This is a genomic window from Arsukibacterium ikkense, assembly GCF_000987775.1.
Taxonomy (GTDB): Bacteria; Pseudomonadota; Gammaproteobacteria; order Enterobacterales; family Alteromonadaceae; genus Alishewanella; species Alishewanella ikkense.
In genome coordinates this window covers 96527-116537 of the sequence record NZ_LAHO01000001.1, presented here as the reverse complement: position 1 = coordinate 116537, position 20011 = coordinate 96527, and the positions used below count along the sequence as shown (strand labels likewise).

The window sequence follows — 20011 nt, the reverse complement described above, 5'->3', positions numbered from 1 at the left end:
TGAAAGCATTTGACAACGGGCCATTAAATAGGCATATTATGCGGCCTTTAAAGAGTCCGGTTTTAGTTTTTAGGAGTGTTACCTTGGCTAACATTAAGTCTGCTAAGAAGCGCGCAATTCAATCAGAAAAACGTCGTCAGCAAAACGCCAGTCAACGTTCTATGATGCGTACTTTCATCAAGAAAACCTACGCAGCGGTATTAACTGCTGACGTAACCGCTTCAACTGAAGCGTTTAACAAAATGGTACCTGTAATTGATCGTATGGCGGCCAAAGGCTTGATCCATAAGAACAAAGCAGCACGTCATAAAGCTCGTCTAAATGCGCATGTTAAGGCATTAAAAACAGCTTAATTGATAGCTACCAACAAAAAAGCCAGCGCAAGCTGGCTTTTTTGTTTTTAAACCTTATTAAATTAGCTGCAATATAGTTTATGCATTAATGCGATCAGCTGCTCGGCTTCACTACTGTTTAGCCGGTAATACACGGTTTGCGCCACTTTGCGGGTTTTTACCAGCTTATGCCGCCGCAGTAATGCCAGATGTTGCGACAATGCCGACTGACTTAAGTCTAACTTGTCGTTAATATCACCAACCGACATCTCACCTTCCAGCAAGTGACATAAAATTAATAAACGTCGTTCGTTCGATACAGCCTTAAGCAGCTTAACGGCGTGTGCTGAATTTTCCAGCATGTCATTCAAGTTCATTTTTCAGTTCTCTGGCTATCTGTATTGGGTTCATTATTACCGATTAGACCCGAACGCGACAAGATAATCATTCTTATTTAACAAGATTATACATTAAACGAACATTAAATAAGCACTGCCAAAATAACAACTAATGAGGCAGTGACGTTACTAAGTTACATATTCGCTTTGCCGAAAACGGTTTAACCACGAAAGCATTAGCACCACCGGCAATCGCATCCTTCAGGTTTTCAACACTGGAGTAAGCCGACACCATAAACACATGGGTGCGCATATCCTGTTGCTTAAAACGCTGTAATAATACCTTGCCATTAATGTCTGGCAGCTGAATATCAAGAAAAACTAACTGAGGATGGTAAGTGCTAAAGATGTGGTCCGCAGTGGCGCCATCCGCAGCTTCATATATGGTAGCAATACCAAGCTGACTAAGAATTTGTCGCAGAAATTCCCGGACCGTACTGGTATCATCAACCAGCAGCGCCGAAGTGAAAGGTTGTATAGCTTGCATCCGTGAAGCCTCAATACCATAAATTTGTGGAATAAAACGCTTCGACGAGAAGCTTCATCCTGAGCAAAATGCGTTTCAACGCCCACCACTAGGGCTGGCCTGCAAAGCATGCTAAAGTCCCGATAATGTAACAATACTAAGGCTGAATGAAAAGATGAAATTGTGGATAACAACAATAATTGCCGCTGCAACTTTTGCAGTAACCAGTACCCCCCAGGCTAGCCAACTGGACCTGAATAATGACCTCGCTTATCAGCTGGTGGAATCACTAACCGTCGAAGTAGGCCCGCGTTTAGCGGGCAGCGAAGCCGATGCACGGGCTGTCGCCTGGGCTGAGCAAAAATTTAAGCAGCTGGGTTTTGATAAAGTCTGGAGTGAGCCTTTTACCATGCAATACTGGGAGCGAGGTAATGCCAGCTTGCGGGTTGAAGCGCCTTTTAACCAGGCCCTGGTACTGACTGCGCTGGGTGGTTCTGTTGGCACTCCCTTCGATGGCATTACCAGCCAGGTAATAATGTTTGATAATCTGCAGCAACTACAACAAGCCGACCCGGCCAGTGTCAAAGGTAAGATTGTGTTTATTAACCAAACCCTGCGTAAAGATATTCGTGGCGGTTTCTATGGTCAGGTGGTCGGTGCCCGGGCGCAAGGTGCGGTGGAAGCCGCTAAGCAAGGTGCCAAAGCTATTATTATTCGTTCGGTGGGCACCAGCAATAACCGCTTTGCTCATACCGGCATTATGCGCTATCAGGATGATGTGACGAGGATCCCCGCTGCCGCTATTTCGGTACCCGACGCCCAGCAACTGAGCAAAATACTGGCGATTAATCCGGAAGCCCGCTTAAGCCTGCATATGCAAAACAACCTGCCGGGTGAAGTAACCAGCCACAACGTTATTGCAGAAATTACCGGCAGCAAAAGGCCGGATGAAATTGTACTGATCAGCGCTCATATCGACTCCTGGGATGAAGGCACCGGCGCGCTGGACGATGGTGCCGGGGTCGGCATCGTCATGGCCACCGCCGCTTTACTGAAAAAAGAACAACCTGAGCGTACCATCCGCGTGGTGTTATTTGGCAATGAAGAAGGTGGTCTGATTGGTGCCCGCGCTTATGCCGCCCGCCATGCCGCCAACTTAAACAACCACGTATTTGCTTCTGAATCAGACTTTGGTGCCGGCAGAGTCTGGCGCTTTGATACTGGCTTTGGAGAACAGGCATTGGCGTTTGGCGCACAAGTGCAGCAACAGTTAAAACACTTAGGCATTGAAGCGGGCACCAATACCGCATCAGGTGGGCCGGATGTGTCCGTTTTAAAAGCACAGGGGGTACCGGTGGCTACCCTGCAACAGGATGGCACCGATTACTTTGATTATCACCATACACCTAACGATACCCTGGATAAAATTGACCCGGCTGCCTTGCAGCAAAATCTGCAGGCCTGGCTGATAATGACCCGGGCTATTGCAAACAGTCAGGTTGATTTACGTAAATAAAGCACCGCCACTGCAGCCAGGAATTCATTAGATATAGTAATGCTAAAACAGTAAAATTACTCAGTTGATGAAATCTTAGCCACTGAGCATAATGCGCGCCTTTGTAGTTAACAGCATGGCAGGCGTTATGGAAAACTTGGGGTACGACATTATCAGCTGGGTAGGTTTAACCATCTGTATCGGTGCTTTTTTTATTAAGGATGTGTTCTGGTTGAGATTAGCTACATTAATCGGTTGCAGCCTGCTGTTTGTCTATTACAGCCATATTGCAATACCACAGGGCGTTATCTCAAACCTACTGGTACTGTTAATAAATGCCTACTATCTGCTGCGTTTTGCCAGTGCCCGCAGAAAAGCCCTGAGCGCCCATAAACTCAGCGCCTCCAGCGCTACTGTATTACCCGCTGAACACTAAGCCTGGTTTATCGCCTGTCAGTCAGGCTTTTTTCAAGCCTGGTGGCACGCTATACTAAGCCGCCCGAAGCAGTTGGAGCCGGCCGATGCATGATAATGAACTTGACCTGTTTCTGCAGGAAATGACGGATGTAAAACCTTTATCGCAAGATGAAGTGCGCCAGCAAACTGAATTCAGCCCTACACTGGCTCAACAAGCCCGGCGCAAAGCCGCTGAGCAGGAAATGGAGTACGATCCGAACTATCTGAGCATGGAATATGTGGAGTTAGTGAAACCGGACGATCCCTTCGCATTTTGCAAAGACGGTGTGCAGCAAGGGGTCTATCGTAATTTACGCCTGGGTAAATATCAGCTGGATGCCACGTTAAACCTGCTGGGTAAAACCCTGACCGAAGCCCGCAGCCAACTGCTGCATTTTATTGAAGACTGCCACAAACGCGGCATTCGAACCTTGTTAATTCATCATGGTATGGGCCGCAACAGCAAACCGCATCCGGCAATATTACGCAGCTACGTGTTTAAGTGGCTACCGCAATTACCTGTCGTGCTGGCAGCTCACACTGCCCAGCGCCAGCATGGTGGTTACAGTGCTACTTATGTGTTGTTGCAAAAAAATGCCGAGCAAAAACGCCAGAACCGCGAGCGACATACCAAAGGTTAAAGCATCAAGGGGCTAACATCATTAACCAGCTAACATTGGCAATAACGCTAACCCCTTGATTGTTGGTCATTCCACTTGACCGAATCTTTTCCTGCAGCCTTTAAAATTAACCGTTCAGATTAACCACATGGCCGCTTCGGCTTTGGTCAGAAACGCCGACAGTGCCATCAGACACACCACAACGGCGATTGCGGTAAAGCCAAAACCACGACTGGACGCTTTACTCATAACATACCTCAGTAACGCATTTTATTCTTTTTATTAGACTTTCAGCTTAAGTTACCTTAAACCGTTGCTGAGTGTAGTTAACTTGTAACATATTTACAATAACTGTGTTTTTAACCAGTTAGTAGCCCTTAACCAGGTCTACCGGGTGCAACAGCGCTAAACCTTGTTGCGAGCGTCGATAATTCTCAGCGATCTGACTGACCACAGTACTGACATTGGTTACAGCTGACACATGCGGCGTGATCAGCACAGCAGGATGCTGCCATAGCGGGCTGTTGCCGGGCAAAGGTTCCTGCCGGAACACATCCAGGCAGGCGGCAACTAAAGGCCCATGGTCCAATGCAGCCAGTAGCGCAGTTTCATCTACTATTGCCCCTCTGGCAACGTTAATAAAAATGGCGCCGGGCTTTAACGCCTGAAAAAAGCCGGCATTTAACTGGCTGTCAGTAGCTGGGGTCAGCGGCAACAGACAAATAATGACGTCGGCCGCTGCCACCGAAGCAGTAAGCTGTTCGTCACCGGTAAAGCACTGCACTCCTGCCAATGTTTTGCTGCTACGGGCCCAGCCTGCCAATTGGTAGCCTAACTGGTTAAAATGGCTGGCAACGGCACTGCCCAGCTCACCCAACCCTAAAATAGTCATTTTCCTCAACTTACGCGGGCTTTTGGGCCGCCATAAAGCCTGTTGCTGCTGGCGACTGAACACATCCAGCTGCAGCCGGTAGTAACTGACCACCCCATCCAGATAACTCACCATGGCATCGGCCAGTGCCGGGTCAACAATCCGGCTGACAGGTAAATCCGGCAAGGTGGGGTCGCTTAATATGGCATCCACTCCGGCGCCAAAGCACTGAATGGCTTTTAAGTTAACCAGGCCATTTAAACAACCATGCGGCTGTTTCCATACCACCGCAAACTCAACAGCAGCCGGATCATCCAGCTCAGGCCATATCTCTATCTGGGTTTGCGGTAGCGCTTGTTGCAAACGTTGTTGTAAATCATCCAGTTTTCGATCAGGAATGATCAAAGCAATACTCATCAGACACTCCGCCAGCAATAACCAGCTAAAACAGGTAGTAATAACCCAAAGATAGCACGGCCAGCGGCCGGAAAAAACGTCCGGAAACTGCCATAAAATTGTCGCCTGCTTGTCATATAACAGCGTTAGCCTGTTGGCAATAGCCGGGGCACCGGTATGGCGCGGAGGTGAGTATGTTTAATATTGAGCAGGTAATACAACAACATTATCGGCTTGTATCTATTGTTAAATAAAATCTCTGAACTATTATTTTGACTATTACTTATAAGCGTTTAGGGTAAAAGAATGGACAAGAGGCAGCTGGTTAAAGATGTTAGTTTTAGATTGATTACGGCAGTTACTTGTATAATATCAATTATGTTAATTCTCTTCGTCGGCTTTTTTTGTATTCGTAATACTGTTGTCTTGCCTGTCGTTATGCTGTTAGGAGCATTAGGAGCGTTTATTTCACTTCAAAGACGTTTAAAAGCGCTCTCCCAAGAAGATCTTGAGCTAATGAGAAATTCCATACCATATATTTTGTTAGCTCCTCTAACAGGGGCTACATTAGCTGGCGTTTTATATTTGGCATTTTTATCTGGATTATTATCTGGTCATTTATTTCCATCATTCGAAAAAATAAATGAAGACACGATGACCGTCTTCGCTGGCCTCTTTGAGGTTCACAGTGATAATCCACGAGACTATGCCAAACTCTTTTTTTGGAGTTTTATTGCTGGTTTTTCTGAGAAGTTTGTAACTAACATAATAGGACAATTTGATAGAGATTCCGCCCCTTAGAAATAGATAGCGACAAAATCCTAATGTCTCTGCCTGTGTCGATGGTCTGGCGCTGGTGGATCTGCAGCAACTAAAGCCAGCGAAACAAAGCCGCTATCTGACGCAGCCGGCAAGCTGAGCATACGTAAAGGCTGTGTAAAGATTGAGCAAAGTTCAGTTAGCATTAAGGCTCAGCTGCCTATAACCTCTATACTTGTGTAAAGTGTCGTCAACGCGACTTGTGACAAGTGTCGTCAACCCGGTTGCCGGCAACACTGCCCCTGTGGAGGAAACCACTATGTATAGCAACAGTTTAAGCTTAAAAGCCCTGTTACTGAGTGTGCTACTGATTTTTAGTTATCAGGCTAAAGCCAGTGATACCTTATCGCAGGCTGAACTCGATCAGATGCTGGCGCCCGTCGCACTGTATCCTGACACGATATTAACCCATGTGTTGATTGCCGCCACTTATCCATTAGAAATAGTTCAGGCTGCCCGCTGGTCAGCACGCCACCCTGATTTAAGTGGTGATGCTGCAGTGCAGGCCGTTGCCAGCGAAGACTGGGAACCCAGCGTTAAGGCGTTAGTGGCCTTTCCGGATCTGCTCAAGCGGCTCAGTGATGATTTGACCTGGACTCAGCAACTGGGTGAAGTGTTTTTAACCGATGAAGCTGCTGTGCTGGCCAGTATTCAGCAATTGCGCCAGCGTGCCTATGAGCATGGCTCATTAAGTAAACTGGAGCACGTTACCGTGCAGCGCGAACGCGAAATTATTATTATTGAGCCGCGTCGCCCAGAAGTGATTTACGTGCCTTACTATGACACCCGGGTGGTATATGGCAACTGGTGGTGGTCAGCTTACCCACCGGTATATTGGCATGCGCCAAGAGGTTTTTACGCCAGCAGCCATTTCTACTGGGGCCCCAGCTTTGTGGTACGGCCATCCTTTTACTTCAGTATTTTTGACTGGCATCATCGTCATATTATTGTTAATCATCATTATTATCATAAGCCACCACGTTATTATCCGCGCCGCAACACCCATTACGCTGAGGCGCGGCGCTGGCAGCATAACAGCTACCACAGACGTGGCGTACATTACCGCCATGAAGTGCTAAACCGCCAGCATAACTATGGTTATGCCCGCCAGGTAACGAAAGAGTACCGGGCTGAAACAGGCAAACGTCGCGACCAGCCGCATCGTAGCCAGGTAAATACTAATCAGCCAAGCCGCCAGCAGCCAGTAATACAGCGCCGCACCGCCGAGCAGGTTAATCTGCGTCAGGCGCCAACAGCAACGGCCAGCCGCCAGCTGAACACTCAGCAGCGGGCAGAGCTGCTAGATCGGTCTGAGAGGGCTGAGCGGACAGAACGGCCAGCGCGTCAGCCGGTAAGAACCACGGTAGCCCGGCCAATGGAAACCACTGCGCCGAACTACAATCCACGCCAGCAACTTGCGCGCGAGCAGCAAAGCAGACCTGAGCAAGGGGTAACACCGGTGCCACGGCCCGAGCCGCAGGTACAACGCCGCCAACCGCAGGTACAGCCGCAAGTGCAACCACAGCGCCAGGTGCAGCCGCAAGTGCAACCACAGCGTCAGGTGCAGCCGCAGCGCCCTGCTCAGCAAATCCAACGCTCTGCGCCCAGCGTTAGTCGAGAAGTTCGCAGCAACCGCGAAGTGCGCAGTATTCAGTAATCCGGGCACGTTCCTGCTTTTCAAACCGACCAGGCAGTACTGCCTGGTCTTTTTTTGTCATTCCCCCCTGGCGTGTCTCTGCGACTAAAGTTGGGGCTGGCACCAAACAAGCCAGTGCATTACAGTAACACTATGGTTTGATCCCCAGGCAGCAAAGCTATGGCCACCGCCCCGTTAAACTGGCAGCAGTTACTTAAATCTGGCAACCGTATTTTTATTGGTTCTCACGCCGCCGTGCCCACCGCACTGATTGATGATTTAATTAACCACGCTAACAGCCTGCACGATATTGAAATCGTCCAGCTGGTTACCCTGGCCGATAATAAATGGGCCGAGCCGCAGTATCAGCATCTGTTTAAAGTAAATACCTTTTTTATTGGTGGCGAAAAGATCCGCCAGGCAGTGGCAGAAGGCCGGGCCGACTATACTCCCTGCTTTATGACTGATATTCCGGCGCTGTTCACCGACGGCGTGCTGCCATTGGATGCGGCACTGATTATGGTCAGCCCGGCTGATGAACATGGTTATCACTCACTGGGCGTGTCGGTGGATGTGGTGGCTGCCGCAGCCAAAGCCGCAAAAAAGGTGATTGCCCAGGTTAATCCGCAAATGCCAATTACCTACGGCCAGTCGTTTATTCACCGCGATGATATCGACACTTTTTATTATGCTGACCAGCCACTGCCAGAAGCGGCCATGCCAGAGCTGGACGCCCGTACTGAGCGGATAGGCCAGTATGTGTCACTGCTGGTTGATGATGGCGCGACCATCCAGCTGGGCGTCGGCCGCATTTGCGCAGCGGTTACCCAATACCTTAGCAATCATAAAGATTTGGGCCTGCATAGCGAAATGATCACCGATGGCGTGCTGGAACTGATTAAAAAAGGGGTGATCAATAATCGGCGTAAAACCTTTCACCCCGGCAAAAGCGTGGTCAGTTTCTGTATTGGCAGTAAAGCGCTGTATCAATTTGTTGATCAGAACCCGCATATTGGTTTTTACCCCAGCGAGTATGTTAACTCTCCCGCCAATATTGCTCGCAATGACAAAATGGTGGCGATAAACAGCGCCATTGAAGTGGATTTAACCGGCCAGGTGGTATCAGATTCGATTGGCCATCAGTTTTACAGTGGCATTGGCGGCCAGGTCGATTTCAGCCGCGGCGCCTCAATGAGCAGCGGCGGCAAGCCAATTATCGCCCTGCCCTCCACCGCCAAAAACGGTACCATCTCACGCATTGTATCGCATATTCGCGAAGGCGCCGGTGTAGTCACCAGCCGCGGTCATGTGCACTATGTAGTAACCGAGTTCGGGGTGGCCTCACTACGCGGTAAAAGCGTGCGCGAACGTGCGCTGGAGCTGATCCGGGTGGCGCATCCTAAGTTTCGTAGTCAACTGCTGGCCGAAGTGCGTAAATTCTACTGGGTGCCGCATTACCAGTTACAAACCCCGGTCGAGGTCGCAGAGCTTGGCGCGGTAGGCTTTAAAGAATTAAAGATAGACGGTGAAAGCTTTGATTTGCGGCCATTAAACCCCTCTGACGAGCGCCGCTTGCAGGAGTTTTTCTACTCCCATACCAAAGAAACCCTGCAAATGCGCTACAACACCGTGCCCACCCAGATGAGCCGGGAAAAGTCCTGTACCCTGGTTAGTGTTGATCAAACTGAGGATTTAGCCCTGTGTATTGTGAAACAAAAAGGCTCAGTGGTAGAAATTCAGGCGGTAGGCCGCTATTACCTGATAAAGTCGGATAACAGCTGCGAAGTGGCGTTTGTTACCCGCGAAAAACATCAGGGTAAGGGCATGGCGAAACGGCTGCTGCAACAGATGATCGACATCGCCAGCAGCCGTGGCCTTAGCAAAATGATGGCCTATGTCCGGGCCGAAAATAAACCCATGTTAAGTGTCTTTACCAAAGCCGGCTTTAAACGCAAAAGCTATGACGACCCAAGTGAAGTATTTCTGGAACTGGAACTCACTGCCGCACCCGCAAAAGGAGCAAGCTGATGGCCATTACCATTTTCAGCCACGCCATTTGTCGCCAGCACAGTGCCGGTGACGACCACCCGGAATGCCCGGCCCGCTTAGATGCAATAAACGACCAGTTGATCCGTTCCGGCCTGGATTATGTGCTGCAGCAAAAAGATGCAACCCCTGCCAGCAAAGCCGACTTGTGCCGGGCTCACAGCACCCTGTATGTCAGCGAACTGTATGCCAAGGCACCGATTGAGGGCCATATCTGGCTTGACCCTGACACCCAGATGATGAATAAAACCCTGCAGGCCGCCCTGTATGCCGCCGGCAGTGGCATTAACGCGGTGGACGAAGTGATGCAGGCCAGTGACAAGCAGGCCTTTTGTGCCATTCGCCCACCGGGGCATCATGCGACCCATGAGCAGGCGATGGGCTTTTGCTTTTTTAACAATATCGCCATCGCCGCCGAATACGCACTGAACCAATATCAGCTAAAGCGGGTGGCCATCGTGGATTTTGACGTACACCACGGCAATGGCACCGAAGATATCTTTCAACACGAACCCCGGGTATTGTTTTGCTCGTCTTTTGAGTACCCGCTGTATCCGCATACTGGTTTTGACACCGTGTCAGATCATATTATTAATTTGCCGCTGCCCGGCGGTTGTAAAGCCAGCCATTGGCGCGCTGAAGTCAGCCGGACGTGGTTACCGGCGCTGGATGCCTTTGCGCCAGAGCTTATTCTGGTATCGGCCGGCTTTGATGGCCATGCCGAGGATGATATGGCGCACTTTATGTTGCGTGAAGATGACTATCAGTGGCTGGCAACCGAGCTTAAAACGCTGGCCACTAAGCATTGTCATGGCCGGGTGGTGGCGATGCTGGAAGGGGGTTATGCCTTAAGTGCACTGGGGCGCAGTGTGGTGGCCTTTTTAAAGGGGCTGATGTAGCAACGTCAATAGTACAAAGCAGGTAGCTTGCTAACTATTTATAGTTACAAAAATTTGATACAGAACAAAGTAACCCGCTGTACAGACCTGACAGCGGTTTTTTTATTGATCCAGGCCAATATTCTGTTTTGGCTAAAGCGCACACTGGCTATGGAATTAACTTGTGGAGCACTTTATGAAAACCTGTTTAATCGCTATTCCGCTGATTTCTGTGTTAGCCGCTGCCCCGGCTTTTGCTGATTTTTCTATTAATATCGGCGCTATCAACGTGGCACCCGATGACAGCAGTTCCAGCTTAAATGTTATTGAGCAAGTTGCTGGCTTACCGAACGGCTCGACAGCGCTGGCCGTTAACAGCAACACTCAGCTAGGCCTGACGTTTGATTACCGGATCAAGCCAAACTGGGCAGTACAGCTAATTGCTGCCACCCCATTCAGCCATGACATCAGCGTAAAAGGTTCTGCCATCGACGGCTTGAAAGTGGGTAAAACCAAGCATCTGCCGCCTACCCTGCTGGCGCAGTATCACTTTATGCCAGAGCATCACACCTTTGACCCCTTCGTCGGCGTGGGTGTTAACTACACTATCTTCTTCGATGAGCAGATTGACAATCAGTTAAAAGATGCCCTGCAAGCGCTGAACGTCACGGGTCCGAACGACAGCGTTACCTTAAAAGCGAAAAACTCCTACGGTTTGGCATTACAAGCCGGGGTAAATATCAAGCTGAATGACACCCTGGGTATCCACATGATGTTAAGTAAAATGGATATCGACACCACCGGCCGGGTGCAGGTTAATGGCAGCACAGTGCAAAGCGTTAATATTAATATCGACCCCTATGTGGCGATGATTGGCTTGCGCTGGACGTTATAAGCGCCAGCCGCTGCATAAAAAAACCCTGCAACTGCAGGGTTTTTTATTTCGGATAATGTGCTATTACCCCAGCCAGACCCGGGCGTTGCGGAACATCCGCATCCATGGGCTGTCTTCCTGCCAGTCATCCGGGTGCCAGGAGTTGGCCACGGTACGGAATACCCGCTCCGGGTGCGGCATCATAATACTGACCCGGCCATCCGTAGTGGTAAGCGCAGTAATACCGGCCGGCGAGCCGTTCGGGTTTGCCGGATAATTTTCGGTTACCTTGCCAAAGTTATCAACAAAACGCATGGCAACGGTGCCACTGTGGTTAGCCTTGGCGAACGCTTCGCTGCTGGCAAACTCGGCATGGCCTTCCCCGTGTGACACTGCAATTGGCAGCCTTGAACCCGCCATGCCGCTGAAAAACAGCGACGGGCTTTGCTGCACCTCTACCAGGCTGAAGCGGGCTTCAAACCGCTCTGATTTATTCCGCACAAAATGCGGCCATAACTCAGCACCCGGGATAAGACTTTTTAAATTCGACATCATCTGACAACCATTACACACCCCTAACGAGAAGGTGCTTGGCCGCTCGAAAAAGGCGGCAAATTGCGCCCGGGCAATATCATTAAACAACACTGATTTCGCCCAGCCTTCGCCAGCACCTAAAACGTCACCGTACGAGAAACCGCCACAGGCGGCTAAACCGTTAAAATCGCTCAGCTTAACCCGGCCAGCCAGGATATCGCTCATATGCACATCAACCGCGCTAAAACCGGCCCGGTTAAAGGCTGCAGCCATTTCCAGGTGCGAGTTCACGCCCTGCTCGCGTAAAATAGCAACTTTAGGCGCAGCGCCTTTTAAAATAAAGGGTGCAGCAATATCGGCATTAGCATCAAAGCTGAGCTTTACGTTTAAGCCAGGGTCGCTCACATCTGCTTTGGCGGCGAACTCTTGTTTAGCGCCCGCCGGGTTATCCCGCAGCGCCTGCATCTGGTAAGTGGTTTCAGCCCAGATGCAACGCAGACGGCTGCGGCTGTCGCTGAATACTTCAGTGTCAGCACGGCTAAACAGCAGTTGATCACCGGACGTTACCGGGCCCAGGGTATGGCTGCATGGCGCCAGCTGATGCTGTGCCAGCACCTGCTGCACATAGGCCAGTTCGCTATCGGCAACCTGGATAACCACACCCGGCTCCTCACTGAACAGCACGGCTAAATCATCGTTGCCAAGCTTGCTGATATCGGCACTAAAACCGGCCTTGCCGGCAAACGCCATTTCCGCCAGGGTAACAAATAAACCGCCGTCTGAGCGGTCATGATAAGCCAGCAGCTTTTGCTCGCGTACCAGTTGCTGCAGTGCCGCAAACAAATTAAGCAACAGTTGTGGGCTGTCTAAATCGGCCGGCGTATCCCCCAGCTGCTTGTACACCTGGGTTAAACAAGAGCCGCCTAAACGATTAGCACCCTGGCCTAAATCAATCAGCAGCAAGCTGCTGTTGCCCTGGTCGGTGCGCAGCTGCGGCGTTACCGTTTTACGGATATCCTCAACCCGGCCAAAGGCGGTGATCACCAGCGACATGGGCGAGGTCACCGCACGCTCTGTACCATCTTGCTGCCATTTGGTTTTCATCGACATTGAGTCTTTGCCCACCGGAATGGTTACCTTAAGCGCCGGGCATAGTTCTTCGCCAATGGCTTTTACGGCCGCGTATAAACCAGCATCTTCGCCAGGGTGGCCGGCGGCCGACATCCAGTTAGCCGACAGTTTAATCCGCTTTAAATCACCGATATCACTACAAGCGATATTGGTAATGGCTTCGGCTACCGCCAACCGGGCCGAGGCCGCAAAATCCAGCAAGGCGACCGGTGTGCGCTCGCCCATTGCCATCGCTTCACCATGATAGGTGTCATAACTGGCCGCAGTAATACCGCAGTTGGCTACCGGCACCTGCCAGGGACCCACCATCTGATCGCGTGCCACCAGACCGGTAACAGTGCGATCGCCAATGGTGACCAGAAAGGTTTTCTCAGCAATGGTGGGTAAGCGTAATAAACGCTCTGCCGCATCTGCGATGGTTATACCTGCGCGGTTCAGCGGTTGGCCCACGGCTTTAGTACTTTGCACATCACGATGCATTTTCGGTGCTTTGCCAAGCAACACGCTTAGCGGTAAATCAATCGGCGTGGTGCCAAAGTGCTGATCGGTTAAGGTAAGGTGTTGTGCTGCTGTCGCCTCACCCACTACGGCATAAGGTGCGCGTTCGCGCTGACAAATTTGCGCAAACACCGCCATTTTTTCCGGCGGAATGGCCATCACGTAGCGCTCTTGCGACTCGTTACACCAAATTTGCAATGGCGACATGCCAGGCTCATCGTTTGGTACGTTGCGCAGTTCAAACTTACCACCGACACCACCGTCATTCACCAGCTCGGGGAAGGCATTCGATAAACCGCCGGCACCAACATCGTGAATAAAGCAAATGGGGTTATCGTCACCCAGCTGCCAGCAGCGGTCGATCACTTCCTGACAGCGCCGTTCAATTTCCGGGTTTTCCCGCTGTACTGAGGCAAAGTCTAAGTCTTCTGCCGACTGGCCCGAGGCCATCGACGAGGCCGCACCGCCGCCTAAGCCGATATTCATGGCCGGGCCACCTAATACCACCAGCTTGGCACCCGGTGGTAAAATGCCCTTTTGCACGTGATCAGCGCGGATATTACCGAGGCCGCCGGCAATCATGATCGGCTTATGGTAGCCGCGAACTTCCTCACCGTTGTGACTACTGACTTTTTCTTCGTAAGTACGGAAATAACCGTTAATGGCCGGCCGGCCAAATTCGTTGTTAAAGGCTGCACCGCCCAGTGGGCCTTCCAGCATAATATCCAGTGCGCTGACTATGCGCTCTGGCTTGCCAAAATCGGTTTCCCATGGCTGGGTAAAACCCGGAATGCGTAAGTTAGAAACGGAAAAGCCAACTAAGCCTGCTTTCGGTTTAGAGCCGATACCGGTAGCGCCTTCATCGCGAATTTCACCACCCGAGCCGGTAGCCGCCCCCGGATAGGGTGAAATAGCCGTTGGGTGGTTATGGGTTTCTACCTTCATCAGAATATGAATATCTTCATGATGATAGTTGTATTCACCGCTGCCCGGTACCGGGAAAAACCGGCCTGCGGTTGAACCTGTCATTACCGCAGCGTTATCTTTATAGGCCGACAACACATAATCCGGGGTATGTTCAAAGGTGTTTTTAATCATCTTGAACAAGGATTTTGGCTGTACTACGCCATCGATAGTCCAATCGGCGTTAAAAATTTTATGGCGGCAATGTTCAGAGTTTGCCTGGGCAAACATATACAGCTCAATGTCATTCGGGTTGCGACCGAGCTGTTGAAAATTGCTGACCAGATAATCAATTTCGTCATCGGCCAGTGCCAGACCCAGCGCCATATTGGCGTCTGCCAGCGCCTGCCGGCCACCACCCAGAATATCAACCGAGCTTAAACTGGCTGGTGCTGCCTGGCGAAATAGCGCTTGTGCCTGGTCAAACTCACTAAACACTACCTCCATCATCCGGTCGTGCAGTAAGGCACTCACCGCGCTTAACTCATCGCTGCTTAAGTTGCGGCTGCTTTCAATGTAGTAGGCAATACCGCGCTCTAAGCGCTTTATGGTGGCCAGGCCACAATTATGAGCAATATCGCTGGCTTTTGACGACCAGGGTGAAATTGTGCCCGGGCGCGGGGTTACCAGCAACAACTGGCCCGCCGGCTCATGGCTGGCAATAGCCGGGCCATAGGTGAGCAGTTTATCCAGGGTGCTTTGCTCATCAGGGCTTAACGCAGCGCTGTTATCGGCAAAGTGCATATACTCGGCGTAAATTGAGGTTACCGGCAAAGTGCGTTCAGCGCACTGCTCCAGTAACTTGGCAATTCTGAATTCGGACAGTGCAGGTGCACCACGCAGGATCAACATAGGCTAGGTTTCCGTTGGTTGAGCGTCGATGGAAGCTGATTTAAGCGCGCTATTATAAAGAAATTTGACGCTAAGTGGTATGTGAAAAAACTGACTACCCCGCTTAAGTTTGATATAACTGACGTCAGGGTAGTAGATATCAGGGTTGGCATGCAAATAAGGCTGCTTTTCTGGCTGATGGTTGGCCTGCTAAGCGCATGTGCGCCGGTAGCAGAGCATCGATCGCAGCTGGATAATATTTATCAGCGCAACAGCCTGCGGGTTGGCCTGTTACATGGCCCGACCAGCTATTATATTGGTATTGATGGCCCAACCGGCTTCGAATATGAGCTGGCACAAAATCTGGCGCGTAAATTAGATGTCGAACTGCATTTATTCCCCAGCTATCATCTGGACGAGTTATTGCAAAAGCTCGATACCGGCCAGGTGGATTTTATTGCCGGCGGCCTCACCCTCACCCCACAGCGCTTAAATCGCTACCGGGCGGCACCGGCTTATCGCTGGATCAGCGAATTGCTGGTATTTCGTCAGGGAGACGACTGGCCACGCTCAATGGATCACATAACCGAGCCCATAGTGGTTATTCAGGACAGCAGTCATGCGCAAACGCTTGACCGGCTGAGTAACGATTACCCTAACCTGCGCTGGTTACAACGCAAAGATCTCGACGCCGATGACGTGTTGCAACTGGTGGTAGATGGCAAAATACCCTATACCCTGACCGATTCTAACCAGCTGGCGATAAACCGGCGTTTTTCCCCCAGTTTAAGCATTGGCTTTACGGTCACAGATAACCAGCCGGTAGGCTGGCTGCTGGCCGCCAATAATGATGACTCGCTGCTCACCGTATTAATTGAGTTTTTCGGCAGCATTTACCAAAGTGGTGAGCTGATTACGCTGGAAGACCGTTACTTTGGTCATGTTAGCCAGTTCGATTATGTCGATACCCTGCAATATATTGCGGCTATTGACCACACCCTGCCCGCTTATAAAGATTTGTTTGTGCAGTATGCCGGCGAACTTGACTGGCGTCTACTGGCTGCACTGGCCTACCAGGAGTCGCACTGGGATCCTAAAGCCCGCAGCCCTACCGGGGTGCGCGGCCTGATGATGCTGACTCTGCCAACTGCGCAGCAAATGGGGGTTAACAGCCGGCTGGACCCCGAGCAAAGCATCAGGGGCGGTAGCCGCTATTTACACCGGTTGGTCAGCAGGGTGCCGGAACGCATCATTATGCCGGATAGGCTGTGGTTTGCGCTGGCCTCTTATAATGTCGGTTGGGGGCATGTTGAGGATGCCCGTATTCTGACGCAGCGTGACGGTGCCGATCCGGATAAATGGCTTGAAGTCAAACAACGGCTGCCTTTACTGCGGCAAAAAGCAGTGTATCAGCACACTAAATATGGCTATGCCAGAGGCGATGAAGCCGTAACCTATGTCGAGAACATTCGTCGCTACTATGACACCCTGTTGTGGACCGATGAAAAACAACAGGCCGAGCAGCGACTGGAGCTGCAACGGTTGCGGCTGACCGAACAACTGCCAACCGATATTGAGCCCTTGTCAGAACAGCAAACCACAACGCCGCCGGGTGTTGAGCGTTAAATTTCTGTCGTTTAACCGGCAGGCTCTTGTTGTCAGGCCCCAACGGCCCTATAGTAACGCCATATTAACGTTGCAAAGGCAACGTCGGGTTACAACTCAGGTTCATTATGCTTAAACGAAAAAAACCACCGCTAAAACGCCGTAAAGTCAGTGCCTTTGCTATCACATCCAGTCGGCGGCGGGTGAAACGCAATACCGATTTACTGAAACTGCACCGCAGACGGCGCAATTATCAAGCGGTTATGCAGGATCATCCGGGGCTGCAGGATCAGTCAGCTCAGGAGCAACCGGCAAGCTAGCCTGTTTCGCCGCTTTTTTCTGCTGGCGTCGAAACTGAAAAAATGCTGACAACATGGCAGCGCACTGCTCTGCCAACACCCCGCCGGTTACCTCCAGCTGATGATTCAATTGCGGATGCTGCACTAAATTCATTACCGAACCGGCCGCGCCCGTTTTATAATCACTGGCGCCAAACACCAAGCGCGCCAATCTGCTGTGTACCAGCATGCCTGCACACATACTGCAGGGTTCCAGCGTCACATACAAAGTGCAATCAGTTAAGCGATAGTTCTGCAGCAGCTTACCCGCCTGGCGCACTGCCTGCATTTCCGCATGAGCCGACGGATCATGTAAACTAATCATCTGGTTAAAGCCTTCAGCAATAACCTGGCCATCTTTCACAATAATAGCCCCCACCGGCACTTCACCGGCCTGCTCAGCTTTTGCGGCCAGCTGCAACGCTTTGGCCATCCATTGTTGATCGGTCATAAACTTTTACAAATTATTCGAATACCTTGGCCAAGTTTACCACTACTATCTGGTGATATTGACTAAACTTTTGTCTGCTGCACTAGAGGCACAACAGTAAATTTCTACTATGTCATTCATTTAATTAACTATTATAACTATGGCATCAGGCTTGCTTTTGGCTACTACTTAATAAAAAGGGAGAACAACATGGGACCATTTGAAATTGCGGCTATTGCCATTATTGGTGGCTTGGGCTATTCAGCTTACGAAGTACATATGAAAACCAAAGGTAAAGCCGGCAAAGGCGAGCTCGAAGCGCTGCAAACCGAATTACAGCGGCTGAAAGAACGTGTCAGCACGCTGGAAAGCATTGTTACCGACAAGTCGTATCAACTTAAAGAGCAAATCAATAAACTCTAAATTCTGAGCTATCCGCAACCATAGCCGCCACGCCCCTGGCGGCTGTGTGCTTTCAACAGCCCTGCTAAATTCACCACTATTTAGTGAAAACAACCAAAGCCTGACTAGGCTGTCGAAGCTGGCACGGCGCGAAAAATGAATAAGCAATTGTTTTATATGATATTAATATTTTGGCATGCCTCTTGATACACCTAGGTTATTACAACATAAGGAACTAGGCTCATGAACAAAACTGTCGTTATTATTCTTGCTGTACTGTTGGGCATTTATTGCCTGCCTGCCATCATCGCCATTGTCGGCTCGGTATTTGGCATTCTGCTTGGTCTGGTCGCTGCGGTATTGGCCATTGGCATTACCGTTGTCTTCACCCTGGCGCCGTTGCTGTTATTTATCTGGCTGGTGTGGTGGCTGGTGCGGGATAACCGCAAAACACGTCAGTACTAAGCCATTATTTAACAAACAAGCCCTGCCATCACTACTCTGGCAGGGCTTTGCTTAAACCAGTAATCTTAGTTAGCCGCCATGCGCTTTAAGCGCAGCAAATCACGCAGCACCTCATAGCCCGGGAACAAGGCAATAATAACTAAGCTGATCCGGATGCTATCCTGAAAGGCATCCGGACTGAAGTACCGGGCCCAACGCTCGGTATCTAACTGCAGCAAGGGCCCACTCGCTGCCAGTAGCAGAAACATCATACAGAACGCCAGATTAACCAATACATTCAGCGCTAACGATTGCCGGCTCCAAATCCGCTGGCGTAACTGCCATAAACTGCTCAGCACCCCCAGCAGAATCACCGGGCTAAACCACATCAGCATCACTAACGCCAACGGGCTGAATATCTCACTGGCTGGTGCTGCCCCGGCAAACGTCTGCTGCCATAGCGGAAACCAGATAAGCAGTAACAGGAACGCATATGTGGCCAGGTCAGTAAAAATATCACTAAGACTAATATGCTGCCAGCCAGCGCTGACAGGAGGTAAATCTTGCGGTTGCCATTGGCTACTGGTGTTACAGGAACCAGGTTGCTTACCATTGAAAGCCACAGCAAAACCGACCGTTATCGCCGTAAAGCCAAATACCGCATCCGCAATAAAGCCCGAGGCCAGCCCTTTGATAAACAGCAACAGCCCCATATCAGTGCCGGTTAGCCAGCCTTTGGTCATAAACACCACCTGCAACACAAACAGCACGCCCAGCACCATAAACAAGGTATGTTTATAAAGTGGCATTAAGTGTACTGGTATTAAGGGGGCCGGCGGGCAAAACTGGCGGGCAATGTGCCGGGGGTGGCCCATGGTCTTCAGTATGTCAGCCACCTGCTGCTCGCTAAGCGCGCCGCCATGTTGTTCAGCCAGCGCATCCAGCTGATCCATTATATTGGCATTCAGTTCACGGCCAATTTCCTGGCGTTTTGCTTCCGGTAATTCGCGCTGCACCGCAGCGATATAGCGTTTAACTAAGTCCATTAGCCCTGCTCCTCTGGTTGCCCGGGTAAGGTGTTAAGCTCTGGCTGCAACAGTGGCCCCAGTGCATTATTTAAGGTGGTCCATTCCTGAGTAAGTTGTTGCAGCAATTCTGCTCCCAGCTCAGATAACTGGTAATAGCGCCGCTCCCGCCCTTCCCCTTGTTGCCATTCGCTGTCGAGCAAGCCTTGCTCGGCCAGGCGCCGCACCAGCGGGTACAAGGTGCCTTCGTCGATATCAATGCCGTTATCCTGCAACTGCCGGCGCAGTGAGTAGCCATAATGGCGCTGGCGCAGTGAAGCCAGCACCGCCAGCACCAGCACGCCGCGGCGCAGCTCCAACCGCATTTTGTCTAATTGAGCCGTTGTCATAAGCCTTCCTTTTATACTGTGCACCACATACTGTGTAGCGCACAGCAATTATACTAGGTGCCACACAGTATAAAAGCAAGTAGCGGGCAAAAAAATTTATCAGGATGATTTTCCGGTGCCGGAAGAGTACGAAG

General features: G+C 50.7%; 19 protein-coding genes. 12 read left to right on the top strand and 7 right to left on the bottom strand.

Going from position 1 to position 20011, the window contains the following annotated elements:
• Positions 1 to 83: 83 nt before the first annotated feature.
• A complete protein-coding gene (rpsT, locus tag WG68_RS00525) occupies positions 84 to 353 on the top strand; it encodes a 30S ribosomal protein S20 (RefSeq protein ID WP_046555958.1) in 270 nt (89 codons plus the stop codon).
• A gap of 62 nt (positions 354 to 415) precedes the next feature.
• Here the strand turns inward: rpsT and WG68_RS00520 are convergent, their stop codons facing one another.
• Both WG68_RS00520 and WG68_RS00515 read right to left on the bottom strand, forming a co-directional pair.
• A complete protein-coding gene (locus WG68_RS00520) occupies positions 416 to 709 on the bottom strand; it encodes an ArsR/SmtB family transcription factor (RefSeq protein WP_046555703.1) in 294 nt (97 codons plus the stop codon).
• Between the two features lie 130 nt (positions 710 to 839).
• Positions 840 to 1217 carry a response regulator transcription factor gene (locus WG68_RS00515; protein ID WP_046555702.1) on the bottom strand — a complete coding sequence of 126 codons (378 nt, stop codon included), beginning with the start codon at positions 1215 to 1217 and terminating at the stop codon, positions 840 to 842.
• Positions 1218 to 1371: 154 nt separating this feature from the next.
• Between WG68_RS00515 and WG68_RS00510 the strand changes: the two genes are divergently transcribed.
• From WG68_RS00510 to smrA, 3 genes are all read left to right on the top strand, one after another.
• Positions 1372 to 2712, top strand: a complete 1341-nt coding sequence (locus tag WG68_RS00510) for a M20/M25/M40 family metallo-hydrolase (protein WP_046555701.1) — start codon at positions 1372 to 1374, stop codon at positions 2710 to 2712.
• Positions 2713 to 2839: 127 nt separating this feature from the next.
• On the top strand, positions 2840 to 3127 hold the full coding sequence (locus WG68_RS00505) for a hypothetical protein (RefSeq protein ID WP_046555957.1): 288 nt from the start codon (positions 2840 to 2842) through the stop codon (positions 3125 to 3127).
• An 85-nt stretch (positions 3128 to 3212) separates the two neighbouring features.
• Positions 3213 to 3788 (top strand): DNA endonuclease SmrA, encoded by a 576-nt coding sequence (smrA, locus tag WG68_RS00500; RefSeq protein ID WP_046555700.1) that lies wholly within the window; start codon positions 3213 to 3215, stop codon positions 3786 to 3788.
• Positions 3789 to 4134: 346 nt separating this feature from the next.
• On the opposite strand, the gene WG68_RS00495 is transcribed toward smrA, so the two are convergent.
• Positions 4135 to 5055 (bottom strand): 2-hydroxyacid dehydrogenase, encoded by a 921-nt coding sequence (locus WG68_RS00495; protein WP_046555699.1) that lies wholly within the window; start codon positions 5053 to 5055, stop codon positions 4135 to 4137.
• 285 nt (positions 5056 to 5340) lie between these two features.
• On the opposite strand from WG68_RS00495, the gene WG68_RS00490 reads away from it, so the two are divergent.
• The 5 genes from WG68_RS00490 to WG68_RS00470 all read left to right on the top strand — a co-directional run bounded on the left by WG68_RS00490 (position 5341) and on the right by WG68_RS00470 (position 11308).
• Positions 5341 to 5835: a hypothetical protein gene (locus WG68_RS00490; protein WP_046555698.1), complete on the top strand. Its 495-nt coding sequence runs from the start codon at positions 5341 to 5343 to the stop codon at positions 5833 to 5835.
• Between the two features lie 277 nt (positions 5836 to 6112).
• Positions 6113 to 7510, top strand: coding sequence for a DUF3300 domain-containing protein (locus WG68_RS00485; RefSeq protein ID WP_046555697.1), 1398 nt, complete (start codon positions 6113 to 6115; stop codon positions 7508 to 7510).
• A gap of 159 nt (positions 7511 to 7669) precedes the next feature.
• The gene (locus WG68_RS00480) at positions 7670 to 9517 is read left to right on the top strand and encodes a bifunctional acetyl-CoA hydrolase/transferase family protein/GNAT family N-acetyltransferase (protein ID WP_046555696.1); all 1848 of its coding nucleotides are present in this window, start codon (positions 7670 to 7672) and stop codon (positions 9515 to 9517) included.
• The gene (locus WG68_RS00475; protein WP_046555695.1) at positions 9517 to 10434 is read left to right on the top strand and encodes a histone deacetylase family protein; all 918 of its coding nucleotides are present in this window, start codon (positions 9517 to 9519) and stop codon (positions 10432 to 10434) included. Before WG68_RS00480 ends, WG68_RS00475 begins: the two co-directional genes overlap by 1 nt.
• A gap of 175 nt (positions 10435 to 10609) precedes the next feature.
• A complete protein-coding gene (locus WG68_RS00470) occupies positions 10610 to 11308 on the top strand; it encodes an OmpW/AlkL family protein (RefSeq protein ID WP_046555694.1) in 699 nt (232 codons plus the stop codon).
• Positions 11309 to 11371: 63 nt separating this feature from the next.
• Here the strand turns inward: WG68_RS00470 and purL are convergent, their stop codons facing one another.
• Positions 11372 to 15265 (bottom strand): phosphoribosylformylglycinamidine synthase, encoded by a 3894-nt coding sequence (gene purL / locus WG68_RS00465; protein ID WP_046555693.1) that lies wholly within the window; start codon positions 15263 to 15265, stop codon positions 11372 to 11374.
• Between the two features lie 81 nt (positions 15266 to 15346).
• Between purL and mltF the strand changes: the two genes are divergently transcribed.
• Positions 15347 to 16870: a membrane-bound lytic murein transglycosylase MltF gene (mltF, locus tag WG68_RS00460; protein ID WP_235357594.1), complete on the top strand. Its 1524-nt coding sequence runs from the start codon at positions 15347 to 15349 to the stop codon at positions 16868 to 16870.
• Between the two features lie 240 nt (positions 16871 to 17110).
• On the opposite strand, the gene tadA is transcribed toward mltF, so the two are convergent.
• Positions 17111 to 17638 carry a tRNA adenosine(34) deaminase TadA gene (gene tadA, locus WG68_RS00455; RefSeq protein ID WP_046555691.1) on the bottom strand — a complete coding sequence of 176 codons (528 nt, stop codon included), beginning with the start codon at positions 17636 to 17638 and terminating at the stop codon, positions 17111 to 17113.
• Positions 17639 to 17827: 189 nt separating this feature from the next.
• Between tadA and WG68_RS00450 the strand changes: the two genes are divergently transcribed.
• A complete protein-coding gene (locus WG68_RS00450) occupies positions 17828 to 18040 on the top strand; it encodes a hypothetical protein (protein WP_046555690.1) in 213 nt (70 codons plus the stop codon).
• A gap of 222 nt (positions 18041 to 18262) precedes the next feature.
• Positions 18263 to 18484 (top strand): hypothetical protein, encoded by a 222-nt coding sequence (locus WG68_RS00445; protein ID WP_046555689.1) that lies wholly within the window; start codon positions 18263 to 18265, stop codon positions 18482 to 18484.
• Positions 18485 to 18549: 65 nt separating this feature from the next.
• Here WG68_RS00445 and WG68_RS00440 read toward each other — a convergent pair whose 3' ends face one another.
• Both WG68_RS00440 and WG68_RS00435 read right to left on the bottom strand, forming a co-directional pair.
• Complete coding sequence (locus WG68_RS00440; protein WP_046555688.1) at positions 18550 to 19509, bottom strand: HAAS signaling domain-containing protein; 960 nt, start codon at positions 19507 to 19509, stop codon at positions 18550 to 18552.
• Positions 19509 to 19877, bottom strand: a complete 369-nt coding sequence (locus WG68_RS00435; RefSeq protein ID WP_046555687.1) for a PadR family transcriptional regulator — start codon at positions 19875 to 19877, stop codon at positions 19509 to 19511. Before WG68_RS00435 ends, WG68_RS00440 begins: the two co-directional genes overlap by 1 nt.
• Positions 19878 to 20011 lie beyond the last annotated feature (134 nt).